Origin of the sequence: Halalkalibaculum roseum, from assembly GCF_011059145.1 — a bacterium.
Lineage (GTDB): Bacteria > Bacteroidota > Rhodothermia > Balneolales > Balneolaceae > Halalkalibaculum > Halalkalibaculum roseum.
On sequence record NZ_JAALLT010000003.1, the window covers coordinates 164,845 to 187,854 of the forward strand.

Genomic DNA, 23,010 nt, shown 5'->3' on the forward strand with positions numbered 1-23,010 from the left:
TGTGAAAAGCACAGATTTACAGATACCTTCATTTGCGTCTCCGGATGCAGAAAATCTGTTTTTAGCTTCTAAAAATGGCTTACGAACCTACGCCGAACTCGCCCTCTTCTCTGATTTCTTTCTCCAGTTTCTTATTGATTTTGATCACGACCTTAAAAAGCCGGTCGGGTTCCTTGCCTCATCGTCTGATGAGCTTATTTTCTGTATCGGAGCTTGCTGGCAGCTGGGTATTCCTTTTATCTGTTTCAATCCGAAATCAACCGATGAAGAGCTTCAGTACCAGGTTAATGAATTACAACCGGGATTAATCATTACTGATGAAGATCATAACCACCATGACTTTCTAGGAAACCAGGTTGGCATCGCTGAAGTCAGGCTGGAACGAGCACTCAGTATCGATGTAGAATTAGGTCGAAGGGCAAAAAGATATAAGCCAAATTTCAAACCGGAGGACATTTTCGGTTACTTTTTTACATCCGGTACTACCGGTCATCCTAAGATTGTGCCTTTGAAACGGAGACAGATGCTCTTTGCAGCGGAAGCCTCTTCCCATAATTTTAAGCCCCGCGTGAATCATTTCTGGCTCTTATGCCTGCCACTTAATCATATCGGGGGCATCTCAATTATTCTCCGGTCCATCTTGTACGGATCTGGTATTTATCGCATGGATGAGTTTAATATCAATGCGGTTTCCACTTTTTTATCTGAGAATCCGATGTTCCAGGCGGCCTCCCTGGTACCTACTATGCTCAAAAGACTACTGGACATCAAAGGATTCCAGACACATAAAAACTTTCAGGCAATTTTGCTGGGTGGCGGACCGATAGATTCAGGTCTGCTGAGGGAGGCAACCGAATGGGGTATTCCCGTTGTGTCAAGCTATGGTATGACCGAAACCTGTGCCCAAATTGCAGCCAACCCCCTGCTCAAGCCGAGCGGAACCTATCGACCTCTTAAAAGTGTAGGCAACATATTTGAACCCAATCAAATTGAGATTCGCGACGATCAGAACAGGGATATTGGAGTAAACAATTCAGGTATTATCTGGCTCAAAGGACCACAGGTATTTGACGGTTATTACAAGAAACAGAAACCCAACCTCTCCTTTGATGAGGATGGATGGTTCAATACCGGAGATTATGGACATCTGAATGCCAACGGTCACCTTTTCATTGAATCGCGCCGTACCGATCTTATAATCACGGGTGGAGAAAATGTATCACCCTTTGAGGTCGAAGCGGAGCTTGAAAAAATCGAACCTATCAGAGAAGCCGCTGTTTTCGGTGTGGATGACAAAGAGTGGGGACAAAAGGTTGTGGCTGTGGTAGTTGCCAAAACACATGACCTGCTGGAAACTGAATCTATTCAGAAAACCCTTAAGAAACGCATCACATCCTATAAGGTTCCCAAGCAGATTGTGCAGGCAGACACTTTGCCCCGAACACATTCGGGTAAAGTTATTCGCGAAGAGCTGATCAAATTGCTGAAGGAACGAAAGAGAAAAGATAGCTAAGCTTTCTCTGACAAAGATCTCCTTTATATAGGATTTTAACATACAATTTCTTAGCAGGGAATCTATTCTTCGTCGAGATGTGCCAGACCCTTAACCCCGATATCGCTTCGATAGTAGGCATTTTCGAAAGTGACTTTCCTTACTTCGGCATAAGTATTCTTAATGGCGTCTTGAAGCGTTTCACCGGCTCCAACAATACTTAGAACCCTGCCACCATCCGTAAGAATCTCCCCATCCTTGGATACCGTTCCTGCATGAAATACATTGGCATCTACAGATATACGGTTAAGACCTTCAATAACTTTGCCGGCTTCATACGATTTGGGATACCCTTCAGAAGCAATAACCACACAACAGCGATATAGGTTGTCCAGCTCAATTTCATGTCCGGCAAGTTCACCTTTAGCAGCTGCCTCCATTAATTCAAGCAGATCGGTTTTGAGAGACGGTACCACTGCCTGGCATTCCGGATCTCCGAATCGGCAATTAAATTCTACTACCTTCGGACCTTTATCAGTAATCATCAAACCACAGTAGAGAATACCCTTATACGGCATATCATCCAGTAGCATAGCGGATATGGTGGGCAGTACAATCTCTTTCTCAATTCTGTGCCTGATCTCATTGGTTACTACAGGTGCCGGGCAGTAAGCTCCCATTCCGCCTGTATTCAAGCCTGTGTCTCCTTCTCCTATACGCTTGTGATCCTGGGCATTATGGATAACCTTGGCAGTCTGTCCGTCGGAAAGTACAAACACGGATGCTTCCTCCCCTTTCATAAACTCTTCCACCACCAGAGTCTCGGCGGCATCACTCAGTTTAGAATCTTCTTTAAGTTGATTTAGTCTTTGTTCAACATCCTCCTCTGTTTCACAGATAAACACTCCCTTGCCTCCTGCTAACCCGTCGGCCTTTAATACAACGGGATACTCGTCCCTATTTTTTATGTATTCAAAAGCTTCATCATACTCATCTTGTGTAAAAGTCTCGTAATCAGCTGTAGGAATCCTGTTCTTTTTCATGAACTCCTTGGCAAATTTCTTGCTGCCCTCTAGCTGTGCGGCTTTTTTTGAGGGACCAAAAACCTTATGTCCCTTCTGCTCTAAAAAGTCAACAATTCCGTCAACCAAGGGCTTCTCCGGACCCACTACCGTTAAATCTATCTCCTGATCCTCTATGAAGTCGAGAATCTCTTCAAAATCGGATAGCGACAGGTCGACATTTGTTCCTACTTCAGCTGTTCCGGGATTTCCGGGTGCAATGTAGAGTTTATCCAGTTTTTCCGACTTGTTGATGCACCAGGCCAGTGCATGTTCACGTCCGCCGCTGCCAAGAAGTAATACGTTCATTTGCTAGTTAGTATATTAGTTAGTGAAAGAAATACGGTAACTATTTTTACTTAATACTTAATGATGACTGTTCATCTGAGCCTCAGAGGAAAAGCTTTCTGCTAAGACAGCTTTTCAGCAATATTTATGATATCGGTAAAGCTATCCGCTTTCAAAGAAGCCCCGCCAATCAGTCCGCCATCCACATCAGGCTGGCTTAGAAGTTCTTCTGCGTTATGCGGCTTCATACTTCCCCCATAAAGAATTCGAATGGCATCGGCAGCGTCTTCATCATATAACTCAGAAAGTACCGACCTTATCATTTCATGCATTTCTTGTGCCTGCTCAGGGGTAGCTGTTTCACCAGTACCGATGGCCCAAATAGGTTCATAAGCTATTACTACATCACTGACATTATTTTCTTTTACACTATTCAGTGCCGCCTGAACCTGCTTTTTTACCATTTTCTTGTGCACTTCCTTTTTCCGCTGGGCCAAGGATTCTCCGACACAGAGAACAGGTTTCAGGTCATCTAAAAGTGCTTTAATAACCTTTGCATTAACTGTTTTATCCGTCTCTCCGAAATATTCCCGGCGCTCGGAATGTCCGATTATCACGTAGGAACAGCCCACTTCTTTTAACATACCCGTACTAACCTCACCGGTAAAGGCTCCTTCATCTTCGTAGTGAACATTTTGTGCTCCCAGATAGACATCATAATCATTGAGCACTTCCGAAGCCGTTGTCAGCGATATTTCAGGCGGACAAACAAGTACATCTACAGCTTCCGGTATTTGAGGTGAGAGTTCCTTGATCCCTTGAAGCAATTCTGAAGTTCTTCCGGGCCCGCAATTCATTTTCCAATTTCCTGCTATTAAATATCGTCTCATGACGGTGAATTATCTTGCTTAATTATAGTTTGTATACCTTGAATTACATCGGTGTATTCTCTGCCGACGTACTTTCGGATGATTCGTCCCTGCCGATCAATAAGAAAACGGGTGGGTATTACCCGGACATTAAATAGCTCGAGCAATTCCTGACGTTCGAATGCCTGAGCGGGTGCAACCGGCCAGGGCTTTATGCCTCTGGCTTCAAAAAAGGCATCTACCGTTACCTGACTGTTATCCAGCGGGATGGTGATAACCTGAAGCCCAAAATTCTTATAAAGACTGTGAATAGCAACTGTTCGGTCGTACTGATCCTGGTAGAGTCTGTTGGCAAGTGTAGTGATCTCCAGTATATACGGAGTGCCCATCAGGGAGTCTCTGCTGAAGGTATTTCCATTTACTTCAAAAGAAAATGAAGGAATAGTATCGCCGGGTGAAAGGTAGTTAAGATCGTAGCTGATTGCTTCAGCCCAGCTCTGGGCGTTTCTATTTTCCGGGTAACTCTGTTCAAATTGCAGCAGAAGTTGCTTGGCTTGTTCTACCCTGGCGCTGTCGTAAAGCAGCTTTATTCTTTCCATAGTAACGCGCATCTCGGAATCTTGGCTATTGGAATTATTCTGAAGGGTATCCAGGTATTGAAGCGTATAATCCAAACCCTTTTCTCCGGCAAGATAGCTCTTTCCGTAAGTTGCTCCCAGGCTTACCAGTTCATCCTTATCCTGAACCGATCGTATCTTGCTCATCATGGCTTCGTCATTCCACCCCTGAAGCAGACGAACTGACTCTGAGGCTGCCATCTGTGATGCCAGCGTTCCTTCGTGGTTTTGGTAAACCTCCCAGTAGAGATTGCTCCATTTATTCAGTTCCGTATTCAGACTGTCTCCGGTCAAACGTCCGGCCTGTGCAAATGCGGCTACACGCTGAAAGCCCCGGTTTATACGCTGGAAAACCTCCATTGCATTATGTTCTCTGGACTCAACTTCAATGGAATTTTCCAGGTTCGGCAGTTCCCCTCTTATTTTAATGGTATCCCTGTCAGCCAGTATGAGGCCGAAACGGGCAAGGTTCCGTTCATTTCGACTGATCAAAGCCGAGTACTGTCTTCTGTCTTTGAAGCGTGCTTCACCGCGAAACTTGCCTGTGGAGTCGGTCACCTGGTGAAAGAGTGTATCGGCATCAGCATTTGAAGAATCTCGTTTAACGATAGTCAATCCTATTCCCGAGAAGTCTCGACTGCTGTCTATGGAGTCGGCAACTGAAAATGATCCTTCAATAAATGCTGTTTTAAATTCATCATTACCGGAACAGCCGATCAAGGCTGAAATCAGCAATAAAATTGCCGTTAATTTATAAATCTTCATGAACCCGATTCTATTTAAAAGTTAGCCAACGAATTTCCTAAATATCACTCTTCAAGCTTTTCAGCAATTAGTTCTCGGACAAGATTGGGATTTGCTTTTCCTTGTGAACGCTGCATTACCTGACCAATAAAGAAGCCGATAAGCCCTTTCTTGCCGTCCCTGTACCGTTCTACTTCATCCGGATGATCACTGATTACCTCCTCTACAATAGGTTCGATGAATCCGGCATCAGAAACCTGCAGCAGATTCATTTCTTTTGCCAGCTCTTCGGCGGATTTATCCACCTCCAGCATAGCATCAAATATCTCGGTCATCGCTGAAGAGTTAATCTTGTCGTTTTCCCTTAGGGATATGAGTCCACCAAGCCTTTCGGGAGTGATTGGAAATGAGCGAATATCAATACTTCTTTCATTCAGTACCCTCAGCACCTCGGTTAGAACCACATTGGAAACAGCCTTTGGATTCTCAGCATACTCCAGAGTTTCTTCATAAAAATCTGCCAAATATCTATTCTCGGTAAGATTGTAGGCATCCTCTTCGCTCATACCGAATTCATCGGCAAAACGCTGCTGGCGAACATCGGGCAGTTCAGGAAGTTCTTCTCTAATATCATCCAGCATCTTTTCCGTTACCACCACCGGTGGGATATCCGGTTCGGGAAAATACCGGTAGTCATGAGCCTCTTCCTTCGTTCTCATGAGCCGGGTCTCCATCTTGTTGGCATCCCAAAGCAGGGTTTGCTGAACCACTTCACCACCTGACTCAATTAATTCAATCTGTCGGTCGATTTCATACTGAATAGCGCGTTCCACATTCCGGAACGAGTTCATATTTTTCAGCTCGGTACGAGTGCCGAATTTTTTCTGACCTTTAGGTCGAACGGAGACATTAGCGTCACAGCGAAGGCTTCCTTCCTCCATGTTACCATCGCAGATTTCCAGATATTGAACAATTTGCTTAATTCTGTTCAAGTAGGCATAGGCTTCCTGTGGGGTGCGAATATCGGGCTCCGATACAATTTCAATCAAGGGCACCCCTGCTCGGTTAAGATCCACCAGCGTGTTATAGGGATCCTGATCGTGGATTGATTTACCCGCATCCTCTTCCATATGGATACGCGTGATACCTATCTCTTTTTCTTCTCCTTCCGCTTTAATAGAAATATGGCCGTCATGACAGATAGGCGTTTCATATTGTGAGATCTGGTACCCCTTCGGAAGGTCGGGATAGAAGTAATTTTTACGTGCAAAAATTGATTTTTTGGCGATATCACAGTTGGTTGCGAGGCCCATTTTTATGATATACCTAACCAGGTTCTCGTTCAGAACCGGTAAGGTACCCGGGTGACCCAGGCAAAGTGGAGTAACCTGTGTATTAGGCGATCCCCCAAATTCTGTGGAGACCGGGGCAAAAGCCTTACTTTCCGTAAGCAGTTGGGCGTGGACTTCCAGACCGATCACTGCTTCGTATGAATTATTAATCGAAGTGCTCATGAACACCTATTTCTTGCTGTTGATTTTCAAGATGCGAAAGATATTAAAGATCAGAGACATTTATTAATGAATATCGTAGTAATCTCGCAACCCTAGAGGGCATTCAGAATAAACTTTCTGATTAGTTTCGTAAACTAGAGTATAAATATTCACGTTCGCCTATTGTCTAACTGAAATGTTAGATGATGGATTAATTCACAAGTAAAGAGTTATCAATCAAAATCTTACATTCGTTTGCAAAAGCATATAAATAAGACAATTGACGAACCCAGGATTTTCAAGGACCACTATTGAGAAAGCAAGAGCTACATATTTATGAAGAGGCCACCAATCTGTTTTGGGGACTCATTATTGTGGTTTCCACGACCTTGGCTACCTATATACTTGCCAATGCCTTTGTGACCAGCGGTTGGTCCATATCCAGCCTAAATCAAATCATTGCTCTGCTGCTATTTGTGTTAAGCTTTGTAGGTATACTTAAAATATCCGAACCACTTTACCATTTTGTTTTTACTGTCGAGCAGCAAAAATTGAAGATCATCTCCTATAAAGGGGAACAAGAAATCAATACCGACATGATTTCACTAAATGATATCGAAGGACTGAAATTTTCACCCTACCTTCCGAGAGAAAGAGGAGAAGCATTATTTGATTTCTCAACCAATTATAAATTGATGTACAAAAAGGGTTCACAATTTGATTATCAACCACTCATAGATATTGAAGACGCTGCTTTTACGCTGAAGGTGGATGATATTATTAAAATCATTAGGTTTATAAAATCTTACCAATCATCAGTAACCGTACCCCGAGAACAGGCTGAATTTTTTAAGATCTAAACGGCCGAGTATCCTAAATCCCGTACAGCTGTTGGGTAACACAATGAATGCTTCCCTGTCCCCATACCAGGTCCGAGCAAGGGATTCCGATGATTTCTCGGCTGGGAAAATAATTTCTGAAGAGATCCAGAGCCATCTCGTCAAAACGGATGTCGTAGGTGGGTACTAATACCACACCATTGGCAATATAAAAATTGGCATAACTCGCAGGTACAAATTCAGAACCGTCGACCGTGGTGCCTTCAATTTTTGTTTGAGGAAGCGGTAAAGTCTCAATGGAAAAAGAATTACCATTTACGTCTTTTGCCTGTTCGAGTATCTCCAGATTTCTTTCAAGAGCTTGGTAGTTTATATCGTCTTTGTCATCCACGACCATGGTGAGGATGGTTCCGGCATCGAGAAACCGGGAGAGGTCGTCAATATGACCGTCGGTATCATCTCCTGCCAGTCCTTTTTCAAGCCAGATGATCTTTGCAACTCCCAGGTAATCCTGTAATTTCTGTTCTATTTCCTCTTTTGACAGATCGGGATTTCTATTCTCATTCAATAAAACGGACTCGGTTGTAAGCAGCACACCCTCTCCATTAACCTCAATAGAACCGCCTTCCAGCACCATTTCGGGTTCAAAGCGCGGCAAATTATATTTCTCCGCAAAATATTTTGGCAGCTTATTATCGTCATCATAAGGTGGATACTTTTCTCCCCAGGCATTGTATTCCCAATCGGTTATCGCGAACTCTTCCCTCCCCTTCTCAACACGGCTGATAAATATGGGACCACAATCACGTGCCCAGACATCATTTACCTGTTGCAAGTGAAATGTAATTTGTTTGGGATCTATGGATCGCGTTTCAAAAAGGGATAGGATTTTTTCGCGGTAACCTTCGTCCGGTACTAATAAATGTATGGGCTCAAAAGTGTGGAGCGCATCGACAATATCTAGATATACTCGTTCCACCCTCTCCAATCTTTCACCGGGCCATGTTTCCCGATTGGTCGGCCAGTGCAGCTGCGTCCCGGCATGGGGATGCCATTCGGGGGGCATATGATAGTCTAGTTCTCTTGGTGTACCTTTCATACTCAAATTTCTTTTAAACACTAAGACACTATTGTCACTAAATTCTTTGTGAGCTTAGTGTTTAAAATTCGAATTTTAATCAATATATCGCTTTAGTATCGGCTCATAAGTATCAATCCTTCTGTCACGGAAAAATGGCCAAATTTGGCGTTGTTTTTCAATTTTGGATAAATCAATTCGGCTGATCAGCATCTCTTGCTCAGTACCCGCTTCAGCCAGCATCTGCCCGAATGGACCTGCCACAAAGGAATGACCCCAAAATCTGACCTCTCCTTCAACACCTACCCTATTGATGCTCGCCACGAAGCAACCGTTCGCAATGGCATGACTTCTCTGCATGGTCTGCCATGCTTCCAGGAACTCTTTTCCCATGGCTTCACCTTCATCCGGCAGAGTACCTATGGCTGTTGGGTAGACCAGTAACTCCGCCCCTTTGAGCGCCGTGATCCTAGCAGCTTCAGGGTACCACTGGTCCCAGCATATCAACGGGCCAATTTTAGCATATTTCGTCTCATAAACCTGGTAGTCGTCTTCACCGGGCGTGAAGTAGTACTTTTCATAAAAGCTAGGATCATCCGGGATATGCTTTTTTCGATATTTACCCAACAGAGTTCCGTCTGCATCTATTACTATCAGAGAATTGTGATACACGCCTGCTGCGCGCCTTTCAAAATAGGGCGCAACGATTACTACATCCAATTCTGAAGCCAATGGACAGAGTTTCTCAGAAAGCGGTCCAGGAATGGCTTCCGACCAATCAAAAAAACGGTCGTCTATTGACCGGCAAAAATAGGTAGTATTAAAAAGCTCCTGAAGCAGAATGATTTCTGCCCCTTTTGAAGCAGCTGCACGAATTTGTTCAACCGTTTTCGCAATATTATTCTCCTTCTTTTCAGTACAGCTTAACTGAACTAGTGCAAGTGTAACTTCTCTTTCCGGCATAGTTGTAAAAGTTAATAATGTGGTCGTTCACAAAGATCAAACATCGCAAAATTACGGAAAGATTATAAATCATATCTAAAAGACATGTAATTGTTGGTATCACTTAGGGAAGAAGAGCAAGCAGTTCTTCAAACCAATCAAAACCCCTCATTATTTTGCATCTAAAGCATAAAAGATAAGCCACCGGACGAATCTTTCGCATATATATTAAGCATCACAATTGATACAATTTAAGAATTAAGGATGTAAGCGCTTTCTTCTCTGAATGCCTTCGCAATCAGCCCATACACCCAATTTCAACCAAATTATTTGTATCTTCACCACCTGAAACAGGAGGCTATTTCTCTCCGTTTTAATATTTCATCAATTGTAATAGAATTAAAAAAGCACAAACATTTTACTGATGAGCAACCATTCAAATCCGAAAAGTTCAGTGGGTCTTGGCTACCTCAATTTGGAAGATAACGAACAAACGCTCTGGAACCTGACTCCACCGGAGCTTTATGAGGAGGCTATTGAGAACGGAGAAGCCATTTTAACCAAAGACTATGCACTTAGGGTACTGACTGGGAAGTATACCGGGCGCTCCCCCAAAGATAAATTCATTGTTGATCAACCATCTATTCATGATGACATCGATTGGGGAGATATCAATCAGCCGACGGATGAAGCTGTATTTGATAACCTGTTTGAAAAGGTTACCGAGTACCTATCCGACAAAAAGATTTATGTTAAGGATTGCTTCGCCGGTGCTGATGATAAATACCGTTTGAATGTACGCGTAGTAAGTGAAGCCGCCTATCACGGATTGTTTGCACATAATATGTTTATTCGTCCGAACAAAGACGAACTGGAGAACCATGAACCGGAATTCACCGTACTGGCCGCGCCCAATTTCAAGGCCAATCCTGATGTTGACGGTACCGATACAGAAACCTTTATCCTGGTAAATTTTGACAAGAAAATTATCCTTATCGGCGGCACCCTATATTCAGGGGAAGTGAAGAAAGGTATTTTCTCTATAATGAATTATCTGTTGCCCAAGCAGAATGTCATGGCCATGCACTGCTCGGCAAATATGAGCAAAGATGGCGATACAGCTGTATTTTTCGGACTTTCCGGAACGGGTAAAACAACGCTTTCTTCCGATCAGAATAGAATTCTCATCGGTGATGACGAACACGGATGGAGTGAAGACGGGGTATTTAATATTGAAGGCGGATGCTATGCCAAGACTATCAACCTCTCGGAAGAGAATGAGCCGCTAATTTATGCCACTACAAAAATGCCGGGTACCATTCTGGAGAATGTGGTTCTGCACGAAAACCGGGAACCTGATTTTGATGATACAACACTGACGCAAAATACCCGGTGTTCCTACCCTATTACCTCTATCCCGAATGCAAGCAGTGACGGCGTGGGTAACCACCCGAGCAATGTCATTTTCCTGACCTGCGATGCTTTCGGCGTACTGCCTCCGATTTCAAAGCTGACCCCCGAACAAGCAATGTACCACTTCATAAGCGGCTATACCGCCAAAGTGGCCGGGACCGAAAGAGGGGTTACCGAACCCCAAGCAACATTTTCAGCCTGCTTTGGAGCTCCCTTTATGCCTCTGCACCCAACCGTTTATGCAGAATTGCTGGCAGAAAAGATACGAACCTATAACTCAACGGTGTGGCTGCTTAACACCGGCTGGACGGGCGGACCCTATGGTGAAGGACATCGCATGAAGCTGAGCTATACCCGTCAGATGTTGAGTGAAGCTCTTGAAGGAAATCTTGATGATGCCACCTTTGAAATTGATCCTGTATTTGAACTGGCTATTCCTAAAGAAGTAGATGGGGTTCCCAGTGATATACTCGTCCCGAGAAATACCTGGAAAAACAAAGATGCCTACGATCAAAAGGCGGAGCGTCTGGCAGGAATGTTTGCCAGCAACTTCGAACAGTTCAAAGAAGCAGCAAGCAGGGAATTGATTAAAGCGGGTCCGAAAGTTTAGAGTGCTGGATGCTGGATGCTGGATGCTGGATGCTGGATGCTGGATGCTGGATGCTGGATGCTGGATGCTGGAAAAGGCTGATCAAATTTAGATTAGAATAGCAAATTGAGTACTCCTCGACACAGCAGCTTTAATAAACTCAAAAATTCTGGATACTGAATTCTGAGTTCTGAATTCTCATTCCATCACTGCATTCAGTTTTTCCAGGTTATCCTGCACGCGGAGCGCCTTGATGACTTCACCGATCTCTCCTTTCATGATGTCATCGAGGTTATACAGGGTAAGATTGATGCGATGGTCGGTTAATCGACTTTGAGGAAAATTGTAGGTGCGAATTTTTGCGCTGCGATCTCCGGTAGATACCTGACTTTTACGCTCCTCTGCCCTCTCCTTGCGCAGTTTCTCTTCTTCCATTTCATAAAGCTTTGACCGCAGCATGGTCATCGCCTTCTCCTTGTTCTGATGCTGAGAGCGCTCCTGCTGGCATTCCACCACAACCCCGCTGGGTTCGTGAGTCAGTCGGATAGCTGAATCAGTCTTATTCACATGCTGCCCTCCGGCACCGCTGGCACGGAAGGTATCAACCCGGATATCCGACATATTCACGTCGATATCTACCTCTTCGGCTTCGGGGAGTACGGCAACCGTCGCCGCTGAGGTATGAACCCTGCCCTGCGTCTCGGTATCCGGAACACGCTGCACTCGGTGAACCCCACTCTCGTACTTCATTTTTCCGTACACCTCATCGCCCTCAAGGCCAAAAACGATCTCTTTGTATCCGCCCTTTTCTGATTCGGAAACACTCATAATATTTTGCTTCCACCCCATCTTCTCGGCATAACGGCGGTACATATCAAATAAATCACCGGCAAAGATCGCGGCTTCATCGCCGCCCGTTCCGGCACGGATTTCAACGATAACGTTTTTGGAATCGTCCGGATCCTTGGGAATCAGCTTGAACTTGATTTCTTCTTCCAGCTCCTCCAGCCTGGGTTTCAGTTCTTTATTCTCTTCCTCTGCCATCTCGGTGATCTCCGGATCATCCCCATCCTCAATCAGCTCTTTATTACCTTTCAGCTGGTTCTTGATGCCTTTCCACTCTTCATAGAGCTCAACAAGCTCTTTAAGTTCACTATGTTCCTTGCTGAGTTCGGTATAGTGATCAGGATCATCAAATACGGAAGGATCGCTCATTGCAGAGGTTACCTCTTCGTATCGCTCTTTTACCTGCTGTAGTTTTGCTTCAATATCCATGTATGCAGTTTGGTACGTTTACAAATGAGATGGCTTTTAAAATTCGCACTTAAAATACGATTCTTTCTCCAAAATTAAGAATAGGTATTAGATAACAGGTTATCGGAATTATTCCTGCAGTTGTTTTCTTAATTCCCACTCAGATAATTCTTATAATTGCATACCTTTTTAACCACATTATTTTCAACAGTCTGTGAAAGAATTACAAAATCCACTTTCAGCAACATTTAGAATCGGTTTTTTAGGAGCGGGACAGCTGGCCAGGATGTCAGGTCTGCAAGCCTTCCGTTATGGAATTCAAATCGGGGTTTTTTCTGACCGCACCGAAAATGAGCCCGTTCAGTTTATGACCCCGCACTCTCAAAGCGGTTCATTCGATTCCGTATTTGATCTTGTGGAATTTGCCGGGACTTGTGATGTGCTTACCCTCGAAAACGAATTTATTAACTCCGATATTCTAAAAGAGGTACAGTCAGAAAGCGGGACGCCGATTTATCCTTCCCCCGAAAGTTTTGCCCTGATCGAAAACAAGCTGATTGAGAAACAGACTTTTGAAAAAGCAGGCATTCCTGTAACTCCCTATTCCCTAGTGGAAAGTGAAATGGATCTGGCTGATTTCGGTGAAGAATACGGCTGGCCTTACCTGCTTAAATCATCCAAAGGCGGTTATGACGGCTATGGTAACAAAACTGTTGCCAGTATTGAAGAAGCCAAAACGGCCTTTGATAAGCTGGGAGGAAATAAGGGCCACGACATCATCGCGGAATCTTTTGTGGATTTTACTCATGAACTTGCCGTACAAGTGGCAAGAAATGAAACCGGTCACATGGTCTACCCATGTTGCGAAACCGTTCAGGAGAATCATATTTGCGTTGCCGTCAAATCGCCGGCCCCGGTTGAGGAATACATCCGGAAAAAAGCAAGAGAATTGGCCCTGAAAGCCACTGAAGCCATAAACGGAAAGGGTATTTTCGCTTTTGAATTTTTTCTTAAAAGGGACGGGAGTCTGTTACTCAATGAATCTGCTCCACGCCCGCACAACTCCGGACATTATACAATTGAAGGCTGCGTGACTTCTCAGTTTGAAAACCATGTACGTGCCGTGATGGGACTGCCACTCGGTTCTTCTGAATTGCGTGCACCGGCAGTGGCCATGATCAATCTGCTTGGAACGGATCGCCGTGATGCCCAGGTGGATATTTCTGATGAAGCCCTGGGGGAGTCCGACGGACACTTGCATGTATATGGCAAGCTGGACAGCAAGCCGGGCAGAAAGATGGCACATTACACGCTTTTGGGTGAGAATATGGAAGAGACTTACAAAAAAGCACAGCGATTGACAGAGTGCATCAGGATTTAAAGTGATGCGATATTCTCGCTTTTGAATGTTGAATGATTGGCATTTAACATTCACTTAAATGTTTGTCACCGGCAAAAATTTAAAATTCCAAGTGTTTACTTTTTGACATAAGTAGATAACAAAAAAATCAACCAGCAATTATTATTTACTATGAGCAAACAAAACCCTTTAGTAGGCGTCATCATGGGCAGCGACAGTGACTGGCCTACCATGAAAGAAGCATGTGACATTCTGGATGACTTAAATATTTCGTATGAAAAGAAAGTGGTATCCGCCCACCGCACACCCGATGTAATGGCTCAATACGGTAAAACAGCCCGCGAGCGGGGACTGAAGGTGATCATAGCCGGTGCCGGAGGAGCGGCCCATCTACCGGGAATGACGGCGGCTTACACTACCCTTCCGGTCATCGGTGTACCGGTAAAGACAAGTACCCTAAGCGGGCTTGACAGTCTTTACTCTATCGTTCAGATGCCAAATGGTGTACCTGTCGCCACAGTTGCTATAGGGAAAGCTAAGAATGCAGGACTACTCGCGGCCCGGATACTAAGTACTGCTGATGATAAGCTTGTGAGCAAACTGGATGATTATCATACTTCGATGGCGGAAGCTTCAAAAGCAAAAACCAAGAATTTAACTTGAGACTTAAAGTCAGCGACTATCATGCAAAAACGGAATTGGGAATGTCCGAAATGCAAAAACAGGGAATTTGAAACAGACCAGATTTCAGCTACCGGTGGTGCCATTTCCAAGTTTTTTAATGTCCAAAATAAAAAATTCACCACAGTAACCTGTACCCGCTGTACCTATACAGAGCTCTATCGCGGCGACACAAGTACCGTTGGCAACATTTTGGATTTCTTGGGGAACTAGACTCAGTTTTAAATGGAGGTCAGTATACTCTCAATCCACCCTACCTTGTAATTCATGTTCTATCTCTCTCCACTCGGGAAAATAGCTATCCATCAGTCTGTAAAACCGTTTATTATGTAGCCTCTCGTGCAGGTGCACCATTTCATGAACAACTACTGATTCCAAACAGTCTGGCGATTTCTTAGCCAGTTCAAGGTTCAACCAGATACGCCGGGCTTTAATATTACAACTCCCCCACCGGGTTTTCATCTGCTTTACCCCAAATTCCTTGACGCTGACGCCCATCGGAGATTCCCACTTTTCAATGAGCTTTGCTATATCTTCCTTTAGTCTTGCCCTATACCACTCTTTAAGTACGCCGGCCCGCTTCTCGATCTTAGCGCCCGGTCTGACCTGTAGCTTGATTATGCCCTTCTCAATAGAATGCGATACTGTAGGCTTGATGTTCTTCTTGATAACCTGCAATTCATAGGGCTTGCCTTGATAGTAATGCACTTCACCGCTTTCATACCGTGGTTCGATTTTCCCCGGTATTTTCTGATATTTTGCAAGGTGTCTATTAATCCATGGCAACTTAGATTCGGCAAAGTCTTTTATCACCTTCATCTTTAAGTACCATGGAGCAGAAATGCGAACTTCACGCCGTGACGGATAGACCCTAAGATTGATGTTCTTGACTTTTTTCCGGGTGACTTCAATTGTGATACCGGATAGTTGCATCTCAGTTTTTTTCGGCGGCTTCCTTTTAAACATGAGGTTAGAATAGCACTTCCTGTGCAGTTTATAAAGCAGTGATTACTGATACCTTCCCTTAATTTTCATATCTTACTGTGCTTTTAAAATTACGGTCTTCGCCTTAGATCCTGACCCAAAAATTCTTACTTAAGCTACTAACAGACGCACCCACATCGCATGACCTACCTATCCGTAGAGAATCTTTCCAAGAATTATGGGCATAAAGTACTCTTTGAGGGTCTGACATTCGGCATCTCGAAAGGAGATAAAACCGCTCTTATCGCTCAAAATGGAACAGGCAAATCGACCTTGTTACAGATACTGGCCGGTAAGGAGGTCCCCGATGAAGGTAAGGTAATGACTGCAAGAGGTCTGGAAATCGATTTTCTGGAACAGGAACCCCAATTGGACGACCGCATGACCATCACTGAATTTATTTCACAGGGTGAATCGGAGATGGTAAAACTAGTGCGGAATTATGAAGAAGCTGCTCAAAATCAGGCTCAGGATTTTAATGCTGAGACGCAGGAAGCGTTTCAAAAAGCAACAGCGGCCATGGATGCCGCCAATGCCTGGGATTTCGAACACCGGCTGGAACAGATACTCGGGAAGCTCAATATCCACGACCTTGACCAATCTATTGCCTCTTTATCGGGTGGTGAACGTAAAAGAGTTGCCCTTGCCTTTGTTTTGCTGGACAATCCAGATCTGCTGATTCTGGATGAGCCCACCAACCACCTGGACGTGGAAATGATTGAGTGGCTGGAAGAGTATTTGCAGCAGAGCAATGTCACCTTGCTGATGGTTACCCACGACCGGTATTTTCTGGATCGGGTATGCAACCATATCCTGGAACTGGATAATGGCGACCTATATCACCACAAGGGCAATTACCAGTATTTTCTGACAAAACGGGCCGAGAGACAGGAAATAGAACGTCGCGAAGCTCATAAGGCGAAGCAATTGTACAAGAATGAGCTTGAGTGGATGCGCCGATCACCAAAAGCCCGTACCAGCAAATCAAAGGCGCGTATTGACGATTTTTATGAAACCAAGGAGAAAGCAGATACCGGACGTGATGATCCTGAGTTGAAGCTGGAAATGGACATGCAGCGCCTGGGCGGCAAGATCCTTGAGTTAATAAAAGTATCAAAAAGTTTTGATGATCAGGTTATCCTGGATGACTTCACCTATACCTTCAAAAAAGGCGAACGCATCGGTATCATTGGGAAAAACGGATCCGGCAAAAGCACCTTCCTGAATATCATCACAGGGAAAGAGCCATATGATTCAGGAAAAATCCGAACAGGTGAAACAGTAGTATTCGGGCACTATCGTCAGCAACAGCTGGATTTTGATGAAGATCAGCGTGTAATTGATGTCATTGAAGAGGTCGCTAAAGTAATTGAACTGGCTAATGGCAACAAGATATCCGCCTCTCAATTTCTAGAACATTTTATGTTCACCCCGGAGATGCAGTATACTCCGGTGGAAAAACTGAGCGGCGGAGAGAAACGGCGGCTTGGTTTAATGATGGTACTGCTCAAAAATCCTAATTTCCTGATTTTGGATGAGCCTACCAACGACCTGGACCTCCTGACCTTGAATAAGCTGGAGGAATTCCTGTTAAATTTTGGCGGATGCCTGATACTTGTTTCCCACGACCGGTTTTTTATGGATAAACTGGTGGAACATTACTTCGTATTTGAAGGTGACGGCGAAATACGGAGCCATCACGGCACCTATGAAGAGTACCGCGAGCAGAAGCTGTCGGAGGAAAAGGAAAAAATCAATGAAGTAAAGAATACCGGAGAAAAGAAAAACGGAAGACAGGATGAGGATTCAGCTTCTTCTAAAACACTTAAAAGTAAAAAACTGAGCTATAACGAAAGGCGGGAGTACAAAAAGCTTGAAGATGAAATTGCCAACCTTGAAGAATCCAAAGAGAAGCTTGAAGCCGAACTCAGCAGTGGATCACTGGACCATGAAGAACTACAGGAAAAATCCGCTCTCTATGGTGAGCTGTCTGAAGAGCTGGATCGCAAAACTGAACGCTGGTTTGAACTTGCTGAAAGATCAGAAGATGAATAAAAGTTTTGTTTCCTCCCTCAGGTCACTTTTCCTTCTGCCAGGACCTTACTGCAAAAATAACCAGAGTTAGTACAGTAATTGGGGCAACAAATATCATCATGACCTCATTAAACAATTCCAGATATTGATGCTGGGTTGCATCCAGGAACAAGTATAGTAGATAAGCAGCGTAGTATCCCAGGAATACAAATCCTTCCCACCTTGCTATGATATGCCCGGTGAAAAAAATTGGCAAACATGCAATGCTCACGGCTACCATAAATGGCAGATCGAGCGACAGGGCCGCGCTAGATATCGGCAACCCATCGGATGAAAAAAATGCACTGATGCCCAAGACCAGCAGTATATTGAAAATATTGCTGCCGATAACATTTCCAACAGAAAGGTCAGATTCATTCTGCCCTGCCGCGAGTACTGATGTAGCCAGTTCCGGTAAGGACGTGCCTATGGCAACTATGGTGAGACCGATAATCAATTCGCTCAATCCCCAAATGCGAGCAATAGTAATGGCGCTTTCTACCAGCCAGTGAGCACCCAAGGCCAGAAGGGCAAGTCCCAGCAGTAACAACACTCCCTGTAAATAGGGATTAGCTTCCCCTTCTGCCTCCTGGTTCTCATCTCTAGCTTTGACATTGTTATTCTTGTCTTTTCTGGCCTGTTGAATTTGAAATACCATAAAGCCGGCGAAGAGAACGAGCATAATAACTCCATCCATCGGCTGAAGTTTCTGATCGAGCGCCAACACGTAGAGTGCCACAGAGGCTAATATCATGATAGGAATATCCAGCCAAACTACTCTTTTGGTAACTTTGATGGGAGCAATAACTGCACTGAGTCCCAAAATAAGCAGAATGTTTGCGATATTACTTCCCAGCACATTACCCAGTGCGAGGCCTGCTCGATCTTCGAGTACCGCATCTAGACTGACGGCAATTTCAGGTGCACTGGTGGCAAACGCTACGATGGTCACCCCAATAAAAATGGTCGGAATACCAAAGCGTACAGCCAGCGTTGAAGAAGAGCTAACCAAAAGATGGGCCCCACCCAGCAACAAAATAATACCCGCTACAAAAAAGAGTCCGGTGCTTAGCATCAATAAAAGTAGATCAAGAGTTGCAAATAGCGTATTTGGAAGATATTCCTAAATGGTTGACCAGAGTCAGCTGTTCTCTTTATTCCATTCAAGGAACTGCACAACTGCTTTCCAGACTGCTTCCATTTTGGTCTGTTCCTCCGATTCAAAGGCGGTATCCTCATCCACAGTGACCCTACAGGTTTTATTCTTGATGGTGATACTATATCCCAGATCATCCTCGATTTTGATTACAACCGGCATCAGCCATTTCCAGGCGACATGAAATTTCATGTCTTCCAGTTTCAAGAATGCCAATGGGATATCCTTTACATCATCCTGATTTATCTTAATAGTGCTTCCCATAAACTGTGAAATCAATCGGTTGCCGTCAGTAATTTCCTGGTGTTCCAGTGCCATAGTATTGCGTCATTTGGTTAATTGACTGATTATTTGAGGCATAAAATGATAAAAAAAAATGAATTTTGAGAATCTGATATCGGTCATCTTTTAACCTGTATCATATAATCAATATAATGGGCCAATGATTTCCTGAATTATGTTAATTCCAACTGCTAAATCGACATAAAGAGTTCATTATGGGTGACCAAAATAATATCCAAACTGTAATAGAACAGTTTTTCCACGCTATGGATACCCAGGATTATGAACTAATGGATAATCTCATCCCAAATGAGTCAAACATGGTTCATATCGGTACAGGTGTCGGCGAGATTTGGAAAGGAAAGAATGAACTTTTGCAAGCGACCCGCGAGCAATTTGAAAATCTACAATATTACCGAGCCAAAATTCACAATCTGACAGTTAATTTCTCAGATTCAGGAAATACAGCCTGGTACTTTCATCTGCTGGATGCTGAGATTAAGTCAAACGATGTGATTACCCGCTGGGAAAATGCTCGTTTTACCGGTGTGCTTGAAAAGCAAGATGAACAATGGAAAATGATGCAAACCCATGTGTCCATTCCTGAATAATCTTAGGCTTAATTGCTACCTAAAAGGCTGTTACACGGAGTTACCCGGAGGAGCATAGAGTTTCACGGAGAATATTAGCCCGCAATAAATATCTACACATTATTATTGGCGATATTTTTGGAACCAGGCCAGTATGTGATCAATTTTTGTAATCAGCTGGCTCGGGCGGTTGGAGATAAAGTGGTATGATCCCGGAATCTCAACCAGCGCCGTCTCAATTTTACGCAATTTGAGTGCATGATAGAGTTGTTTCGCCTCAAAGAGCGGCGTCCTTAGATCTGCTGTTCCGACCATCACAAGCGTCGGTGTCTCTACGTTGCCTACCAGTGAAATGGGCGAATACTTCCAATACTCTTCAAAATTCTCCCATGGTTGCCCCGGATACCGGTAATAGGCGTAGCCGTAATAGTTATCTGCCGTAAGTGTTTTACTGATCCAGTTCATCACCGGCTTTACAACCGCTGATGCACGGAATCGATTGGTTTTTCCAATAATCCATGCCGTCATGATTCCACCTGCGCTTCCACCGGTCACAAACAAGCTGTCTTCAGAAACATACCCCCGGTCAATAACAGCATCGACACCATCCATCACATCATGGTAATCATTCCCGGGATAGTTATGGTACAGCAGGTTTCCAAATTCCTCCCCATAACTTGTACTTCCTCTTGGGTTGGGATAGAAAACTACATATCCGTCTGCTGCCAATAGCTGTATTTCCGGTGAAAAACGGTCTCCATAATTTGATATGGGTCCACCGTGGTTCTCTACAATTAACGGATAACTCTTTTGAGGATCGAAAAAAGGTGGTTTCACTATCCAGCCCTGAATATCGCGACCGTCAACTGAGGATGTATACCAAATCTCTTCCGTCTCTCCCAGCTTTCGATAGTCAAGCAGATCTCCATTGAGATCAGTGATGCGATCGGTTTGCTGCCCTCTCTTCACCACCGCAAGTTCGGCCGGGTAATAAGGCGTTGTAACATTCAAGGCAATGATGTCATTATCGGAGATAGAAAAAGAACCACCGCCATAAGGTCGGCCGATGGAGGTCCCTCCCACATCACCCGTAACCAGCTCGGTATTGCCATTCAAATCCGTGTAGCCGATTTTTGTATTCCCCTTGTCATCATACATGAAATATAAGCCCCCGCCTTCTGCATCCCATACAATATCAGATATACTGCGATCGAGACCGGTGGTAAGTTCTCTCTTGCCGGACCCGTCACTGTTCATCAGATAGAGTTTGTTCACCTGATAGGTCTGCACTTTATCATCATAGCCGACATAAGCTATTGTTTCGCCATCCGGGGAGACAGCCGGACTGTAGTCGGGACCGTCACGGTCGGTCAGTGCTTCTATATTTCCGTCTTCTACCGATACGGTATAGACCTCAGAATTACGCCTGTTGTATTCCCAATCTTCATTCCTGTTTGCTGAAAAAACGAGAGATTTACCGTCGGGAGTCCAGTGCGGTTTGCTATCGTGATGATAGTTGCCGGAGGTAATTTGACGCGCCGTTCCTCCTTCTGCAGGAACCACGAACAAATGGGAATAGCCAGGCTCGAGGTAACCTACGCCATCAGCTTCATGCTTAAGTCTTTTGGTAACACGTGGATGTTCTGCCCACTCGGCTCCATCCGGCTTTTTCGGCGGTTTGACCAACACGGGATTGGGTTCAGGTACATGCATGTTAAATGCGAGATACTTTCCGTCAGGCGACCAGCTAATATCACCCGGAGAGCGCTCAAGCTGAGTAATTCGGGCCATCTTATCGGAATCCACCCAATAAACAAAGATTTCACTGCCATTTCCCTCAGCCGAGCTTGCAAAGGCTATGCGCTTCCCATCGGGCGACCACCGGGCACTCGACTCATTTTCGTCCCGCTGAGTCAGCTTCATATGTCCTGTACCGTCTGCGTTAATAATCCAAAGAGTAGAAGTCCTTCGATCGGTCATTTTATCCATGCCTCGCCTTCGATAGACAATCGTATTACCGTCCGGAGAAATCTGCGGATCGGCAGCCCATTCCAGCTCAAAAACATCCATATCTTGAAACGGTGTGTCCTGAGCTTGGGTAGGGAAAATTAATATTACTAATAAAAGAGACGTAAGAATTGTTTTTCGTGGCATAAATGGTAGACAAAGTTAAGCGTTAAAATCCTGTTTTAAGTAACTTACTTGCTTCATCATTATCCAATAAAAAATTGAAAAGTGAAAAGGTCTCTTTCAGTAGGGACATCAATCATAGAAAACATAGCCTGAACCGCCTTACGGTTCTAATAAATGCTGATTCGTAACTTTAAGCGATCCGATACTGAGCAAATCGCCACGCTATTTCATGAAACCATCCGCGAAATAAATCGGGATCAGTACAGCTTGGAACAGGTTAAAGCCTGGGCGCCTGATGACATCCATTTCAAAGACTGGGAATCATTTTGCCTATCCAAGCATACCCTGGTTGCCGATGATGAAGGAGTCATCGCCGGATTCGCTCAAATCGAGGATAACGGATACATTGACTGCTTTTACTGTCACAAAAATTATCAGCAAATGGGTGTTGGTAGCCGGCTGTTTGAAGCCTTGGTAAAAATAGCGAAAGAGTTGAAGCTGGAAGAACTCATGGTGGAATCAAGCATCAGCGCGAGACCATTTTTTGAACATAATGGCTTCTCCGTGGTTACTCCCCAGAAAGTATATAGAAGAGGTCAAGTACTGGAGAACTTTCTGATGAAAAAATCTATCTGAATAATTTTTTCGAGATAGTAGGCATTACACATATAAACGTGTATATTTTTATTTCAATCACAATACACCTATTGCTTAATCGTCCATTTGAGAAGAGTCAGTACTCCATTCTTTTTATAAAGGTCCTTTTCGCATTGGTGACAATAAAACAATACTCGATATGCAATACGGTAAAGTAAAATGGTTTGATGCAGAAAAGGGATTTGGCTTCATTGAACCGGAAGATGGTGGCAAAGATGTATTTGTTCACCGTAATAACATAGAGAACCTTGGTTACGAAGAAGGGCTGCGTGACGGTGAAGAGGTAGAATTTGACATCGAAGAGACTCCAAAAGGCCTGAGTGCCGTGGATGTGCACCGTCTGGACTGATTCTCCTCATTCTATTCACAACGAAAGCCCTGTCATTTGACCGGGCTTTTTTTATTTCCGTAATTT

At 44.2% G+C, this 23,010-nt stretch carries 21 protein-coding genes; 10 read left to right on the forward strand and 11 right to left on the reverse strand.

Annotation, left to right across the window (positions count from 1 at the left end; genetic code table 11):
* Window position 1 precedes the first annotated feature (1 nt).
* Complete coding sequence (locus G3570_RS09285) at window positions 2-1,513, forward strand: AMP-binding protein (RefSeq protein ID WP_346267255.1); 1,512 nt, start codon at window positions 2-4, stop codon at window positions 1,511-1,513.
* Between the two features lie 62 nt (window positions 1,514-1,575).
* Here G3570_RS09285 and purD read toward each other — a convergent pair whose 3' ends face one another.
* The 4 genes from purD to gatB all read right to left on the reverse strand — a co-directional run bounded on the left by purD (window position 1,576) and on the right by gatB (window position 6,585).
* Window positions 1,576-2,862, reverse strand: a complete 1,287-nt coding sequence (purD, locus tag G3570_RS09290) for a phosphoribosylamine--glycine ligase (protein WP_165141597.1) — start codon at window positions 2,860-2,862, stop codon at window positions 1,576-1,578.
* Between the two features lie 101 nt (window positions 2,863-2,963).
* On the reverse strand, window positions 2,964-3,731 hold the full coding sequence (gene tpiA / locus G3570_RS09295; protein WP_165141599.1) for a triose-phosphate isomerase: 768 nt from the start codon (window positions 3,729-3,731) through the stop codon (window positions 2,964-2,966).
* Window positions 3,728-5,092, reverse strand: coding sequence for a TlpA family protein disulfide reductase (locus tag G3570_RS09300; RefSeq protein ID WP_165141601.1), 1,365 nt, complete (start codon window positions 5,090-5,092; stop codon window positions 3,728-3,730). Before G3570_RS09300 ends, tpiA begins: the two co-directional genes overlap by 4 nt.
* 44 nt (window positions 5,093-5,136) lie before the next feature.
* A complete protein-coding gene (gatB, locus tag G3570_RS09305; protein ID WP_249066921.1) occupies window positions 5,137-6,585 on the reverse strand; it encodes an Asp-tRNA(Asn)/Glu-tRNA(Gln) amidotransferase subunit GatB in 1,449 nt (482 codons plus the stop codon).
* Window positions 6,586-6,875: 290 nt separating this feature from the next.
* Between gatB and G3570_RS09310 the strand changes: the two genes are divergently transcribed.
* Window positions 6,876-7,424 (forward strand): hypothetical protein, encoded by a 549-nt coding sequence (locus G3570_RS09310; protein ID WP_165141603.1) that lies wholly within the window; start codon window positions 6,876-6,878, stop codon window positions 7,422-7,424.
* A 13-nt stretch (window positions 7,425-7,437) separates the two neighbouring features.
* On the opposite strand, the gene G3570_RS09315 is transcribed toward G3570_RS09310, so the two are convergent.
* A complete protein-coding gene (locus tag G3570_RS09315; protein WP_165141605.1) occupies window positions 7,438-8,502 on the reverse strand; it encodes an agmatine deiminase family protein in 1,065 nt (354 codons plus the stop codon).
* Window positions 8,503-8,577: 75 nt separating this feature from the next.
* On the reverse strand, window positions 8,578-9,444 hold the full coding sequence (locus tag G3570_RS09320) for a carbon-nitrogen hydrolase (protein ID WP_165141607.1): 867 nt from the start codon (window positions 9,442-9,444) through the stop codon (window positions 8,578-8,580).
* A 403-nt stretch (window positions 9,445-9,847) separates the two neighbouring features.
* On the opposite strand from G3570_RS09320, the gene pckA reads away from it, so the two are divergent.
* Window positions 9,848-11,446 (forward strand): phosphoenolpyruvate carboxykinase (ATP), encoded by a 1,599-nt coding sequence (gene pckA, locus G3570_RS09325; RefSeq protein WP_165141609.1) that lies wholly within the window; start codon window positions 9,848-9,850, stop codon window positions 11,444-11,446.
* Window positions 11,447-11,623: 177 nt separating this feature from the next.
* Here pckA and prfA read toward each other — a convergent pair whose 3' ends face one another.
* On the reverse strand, window positions 11,624-12,694 hold the full coding sequence (prfA, locus tag G3570_RS09330; RefSeq protein ID WP_165142592.1) for a peptide chain release factor 1: 1,071 nt from the start codon (window positions 12,692-12,694) through the stop codon (window positions 11,624-11,626).
* Between the two features lie 199 nt (window positions 12,695-12,893).
* On the opposite strand from prfA, the gene G3570_RS09335 reads away from it, so the two are divergent.
* The 3 genes from G3570_RS09335 (at window position 12,894) to G3570_RS09345 (ending at window position 14,933) form a co-directional block, all read left to right on the forward strand.
* Window positions 12,894-14,060 carry a 5-(carboxyamino)imidazole ribonucleotide synthase gene (locus tag G3570_RS09335; RefSeq protein ID WP_346267257.1) on the forward strand — a complete coding sequence of 389 codons (1,167 nt, stop codon included), beginning with the start codon at window positions 12,894-12,896 and terminating at the stop codon, window positions 14,058-14,060.
* A gap of 150 nt (window positions 14,061-14,210) precedes the next feature.
* Window positions 14,211-14,702, forward strand: coding sequence for a 5-(carboxyamino)imidazole ribonucleotide mutase (gene purE, locus G3570_RS09340; RefSeq protein WP_165141611.1), 492 nt, complete (start codon window positions 14,211-14,213; stop codon window positions 14,700-14,702).
* 21 nt (window positions 14,703-14,723) lie between these two features.
* Window positions 14,724-14,933 (forward strand): zinc ribbon domain-containing protein, encoded by a 210-nt coding sequence (locus G3570_RS09345; protein ID WP_165141613.1) that lies wholly within the window; start codon window positions 14,724-14,726, stop codon window positions 14,931-14,933.
* Between the two features lie 30 nt (window positions 14,934-14,963).
* Here G3570_RS09345 and G3570_RS09350 read toward each other — a convergent pair whose 3' ends face one another.
* Window positions 14,964-15,653, reverse strand: a complete 690-nt coding sequence (locus tag G3570_RS09350) for a M48 family metallopeptidase (RefSeq protein ID WP_249066925.1) — start codon at window positions 15,651-15,653, stop codon at window positions 14,964-14,966.
* A 192-nt stretch (window positions 15,654-15,845) separates the two neighbouring features.
* Between G3570_RS09350 and G3570_RS09355 the strand changes: the two genes are divergently transcribed.
* Entirely contained in the window at window positions 15,846-17,759 is a 1,914-nt protein-coding gene (locus G3570_RS09355; RefSeq protein WP_165141617.1) for an ABC-F family ATP-binding cassette domain-containing protein, read from the forward strand.
* Between the two features lie 22 nt (window positions 17,760-17,781).
* Here G3570_RS09355 and G3570_RS09360 read toward each other — a convergent pair whose 3' ends face one another.
* A complete protein-coding gene (locus G3570_RS09360; protein ID WP_165142596.1) occupies window positions 17,782-18,852 on the reverse strand; it encodes a calcium/sodium antiporter in 1,071 nt (356 codons plus the stop codon).
* A gap of 66 nt (window positions 18,853-18,918) precedes the next feature.
* The gene (locus G3570_RS09365) at window positions 18,919-19,251 is read right to left on the reverse strand and encodes a hypothetical protein (RefSeq protein WP_165141619.1); all 333 of its coding nucleotides are present in this window, start codon (window positions 19,249-19,251) and stop codon (window positions 18,919-18,921) included.
* A gap of 179 nt (window positions 19,252-19,430) precedes the next feature.
* Between G3570_RS09365 and G3570_RS09370 the strand changes: the two genes are divergently transcribed.
* The gene (locus G3570_RS09370; RefSeq protein WP_165141621.1) at window positions 19,431-19,826 is read left to right on the forward strand and encodes a nuclear transport factor 2 family protein; all 396 of its coding nucleotides are present in this window, start codon (window positions 19,431-19,433) and stop codon (window positions 19,824-19,826) included.
* A gap of 102 nt (window positions 19,827-19,928) precedes the next feature.
* Here the strand turns inward: G3570_RS09370 and G3570_RS09375 are convergent, their stop codons facing one another.
* Window positions 19,929-21,959: a S9 family peptidase gene (locus tag G3570_RS09375; RefSeq protein ID WP_165141623.1), complete on the reverse strand. Its 2,031-nt coding sequence runs from the start codon at window positions 21,957-21,959 to the stop codon at window positions 19,929-19,931.
* 153 nt (window positions 21,960-22,112) lie between these two features.
* Between G3570_RS09375 and G3570_RS09380 the strand changes: the two genes are divergently transcribed.
* Window positions 22,113-22,574 (forward strand): GNAT family N-acetyltransferase, encoded by a 462-nt coding sequence (locus tag G3570_RS09380; RefSeq protein ID WP_165141625.1) that lies wholly within the window; start codon window positions 22,113-22,115, stop codon window positions 22,572-22,574.
* A 160-nt stretch (window positions 22,575-22,734) separates the two neighbouring features.
* Window positions 22,735-22,944, forward strand: a complete 210-nt coding sequence (locus G3570_RS09385; protein WP_165141627.1) for a cold-shock protein — start codon at window positions 22,735-22,737, stop codon at window positions 22,942-22,944.
* Window positions 22,945-23,010: the final 66 nt, after the last annotated feature.

Coding starts and splice junctions, on each gene's coding strand:
- G3570_RS09385 (WP_165141627.1), top strand. CDS start 22,735: ATGCAATACGGTAAAGTAAAATGGTTTGATGCAGAAAAGGGATTTGGC.
- G3570_RS09345 (WP_165141613.1), top strand. CDS start 14,724: ATGCAAAAACGGAATTGGGAATGTCCGAAATGCAAAAACAGGGAATTT.
- G3570_RS09360 (WP_165142596.1), bottom strand. CDS start 18,852: ATGCTAAGCACCGGACTCTTTTTTGTAGCGGGTATTATTTTGTTGCTG.
- purE (WP_165141611.1), top strand. CDS start 14,211: ATGAGCAAACAAAACCCTTTAGTAGGCGTCATCATGGGCAGCGACAGT.
- G3570_RS09375 (WP_165141623.1), bottom strand. CDS start 21,959: ATGCCACGAAAAACAATTCTTACGTCTCTTTTATTAGTAATATTAATT.
- purD (WP_165141597.1), bottom strand. CDS start 2,862: ATGAACGTATTACTTCTTGGCAGCGGCGGACGTGAACATGCACTGGCC.
- G3570_RS09355 (WP_165141617.1), top strand. CDS start 15,846: ATGACCTACCTATCCGTAGAGAATCTTTCCAAGAATTATGGGCATAAA.
- G3570_RS09315 (WP_165141605.1), bottom strand. CDS start 8,502: ATGAAAGGTACACCAAGAGAACTAGACTATCATATGCCCCCCGAATGG.
- G3570_RS09370 (WP_165141621.1), top strand. CDS start 19,431: ATGGGTGACCAAAATAATATCCAAACTGTAATAGAACAGTTTTTCCAC.
- tpiA (WP_165141599.1), bottom strand. CDS start 3,731: ATGAGACGATATTTAATAGCAGGAAATTGGAAAATGAATTGCGGGCCC.
- gatB (WP_249066921.1), bottom strand. CDS start 6,585: ATGAGCACTTCGATTAATAATTCATACGAAGCAGTGATCGGTCTGGAA.
- G3570_RS09320 (WP_165141607.1), bottom strand. CDS start 9,444: ATGCCGGAAAGAGAAGTTACACTTGCACTAGTTCAGTTAAGCTGTACT.
- G3570_RS09350 (WP_249066925.1), bottom strand. CDS start 15,653: ATGCAACTATCCGGTATCACAATTGAAGTCACCCGGAAAAAAGTCAAG.
- G3570_RS09365 (WP_165141619.1), bottom strand. CDS start 19,251: ATGGCACTGGAACACCAGGAAATTACTGACGGCAACCGATTGATTTCA.
- G3570_RS09380 (WP_165141625.1), top strand. CDS start 22,113: ATGCTGATTCGTAACTTTAAGCGATCCGATACTGAGCAAATCGCCACG.
- pckA (WP_165141609.1), top strand. CDS start 9,848: ATGAGCAACCATTCAAATCCGAAAAGTTCAGTGGGTCTTGGCTACCTC.
- G3570_RS09300 (WP_165141601.1), bottom strand. CDS start 5,092: ATGAAGATTTATAAATTAACGGCAATTTTATTGCTGATTTCAGCCTTG.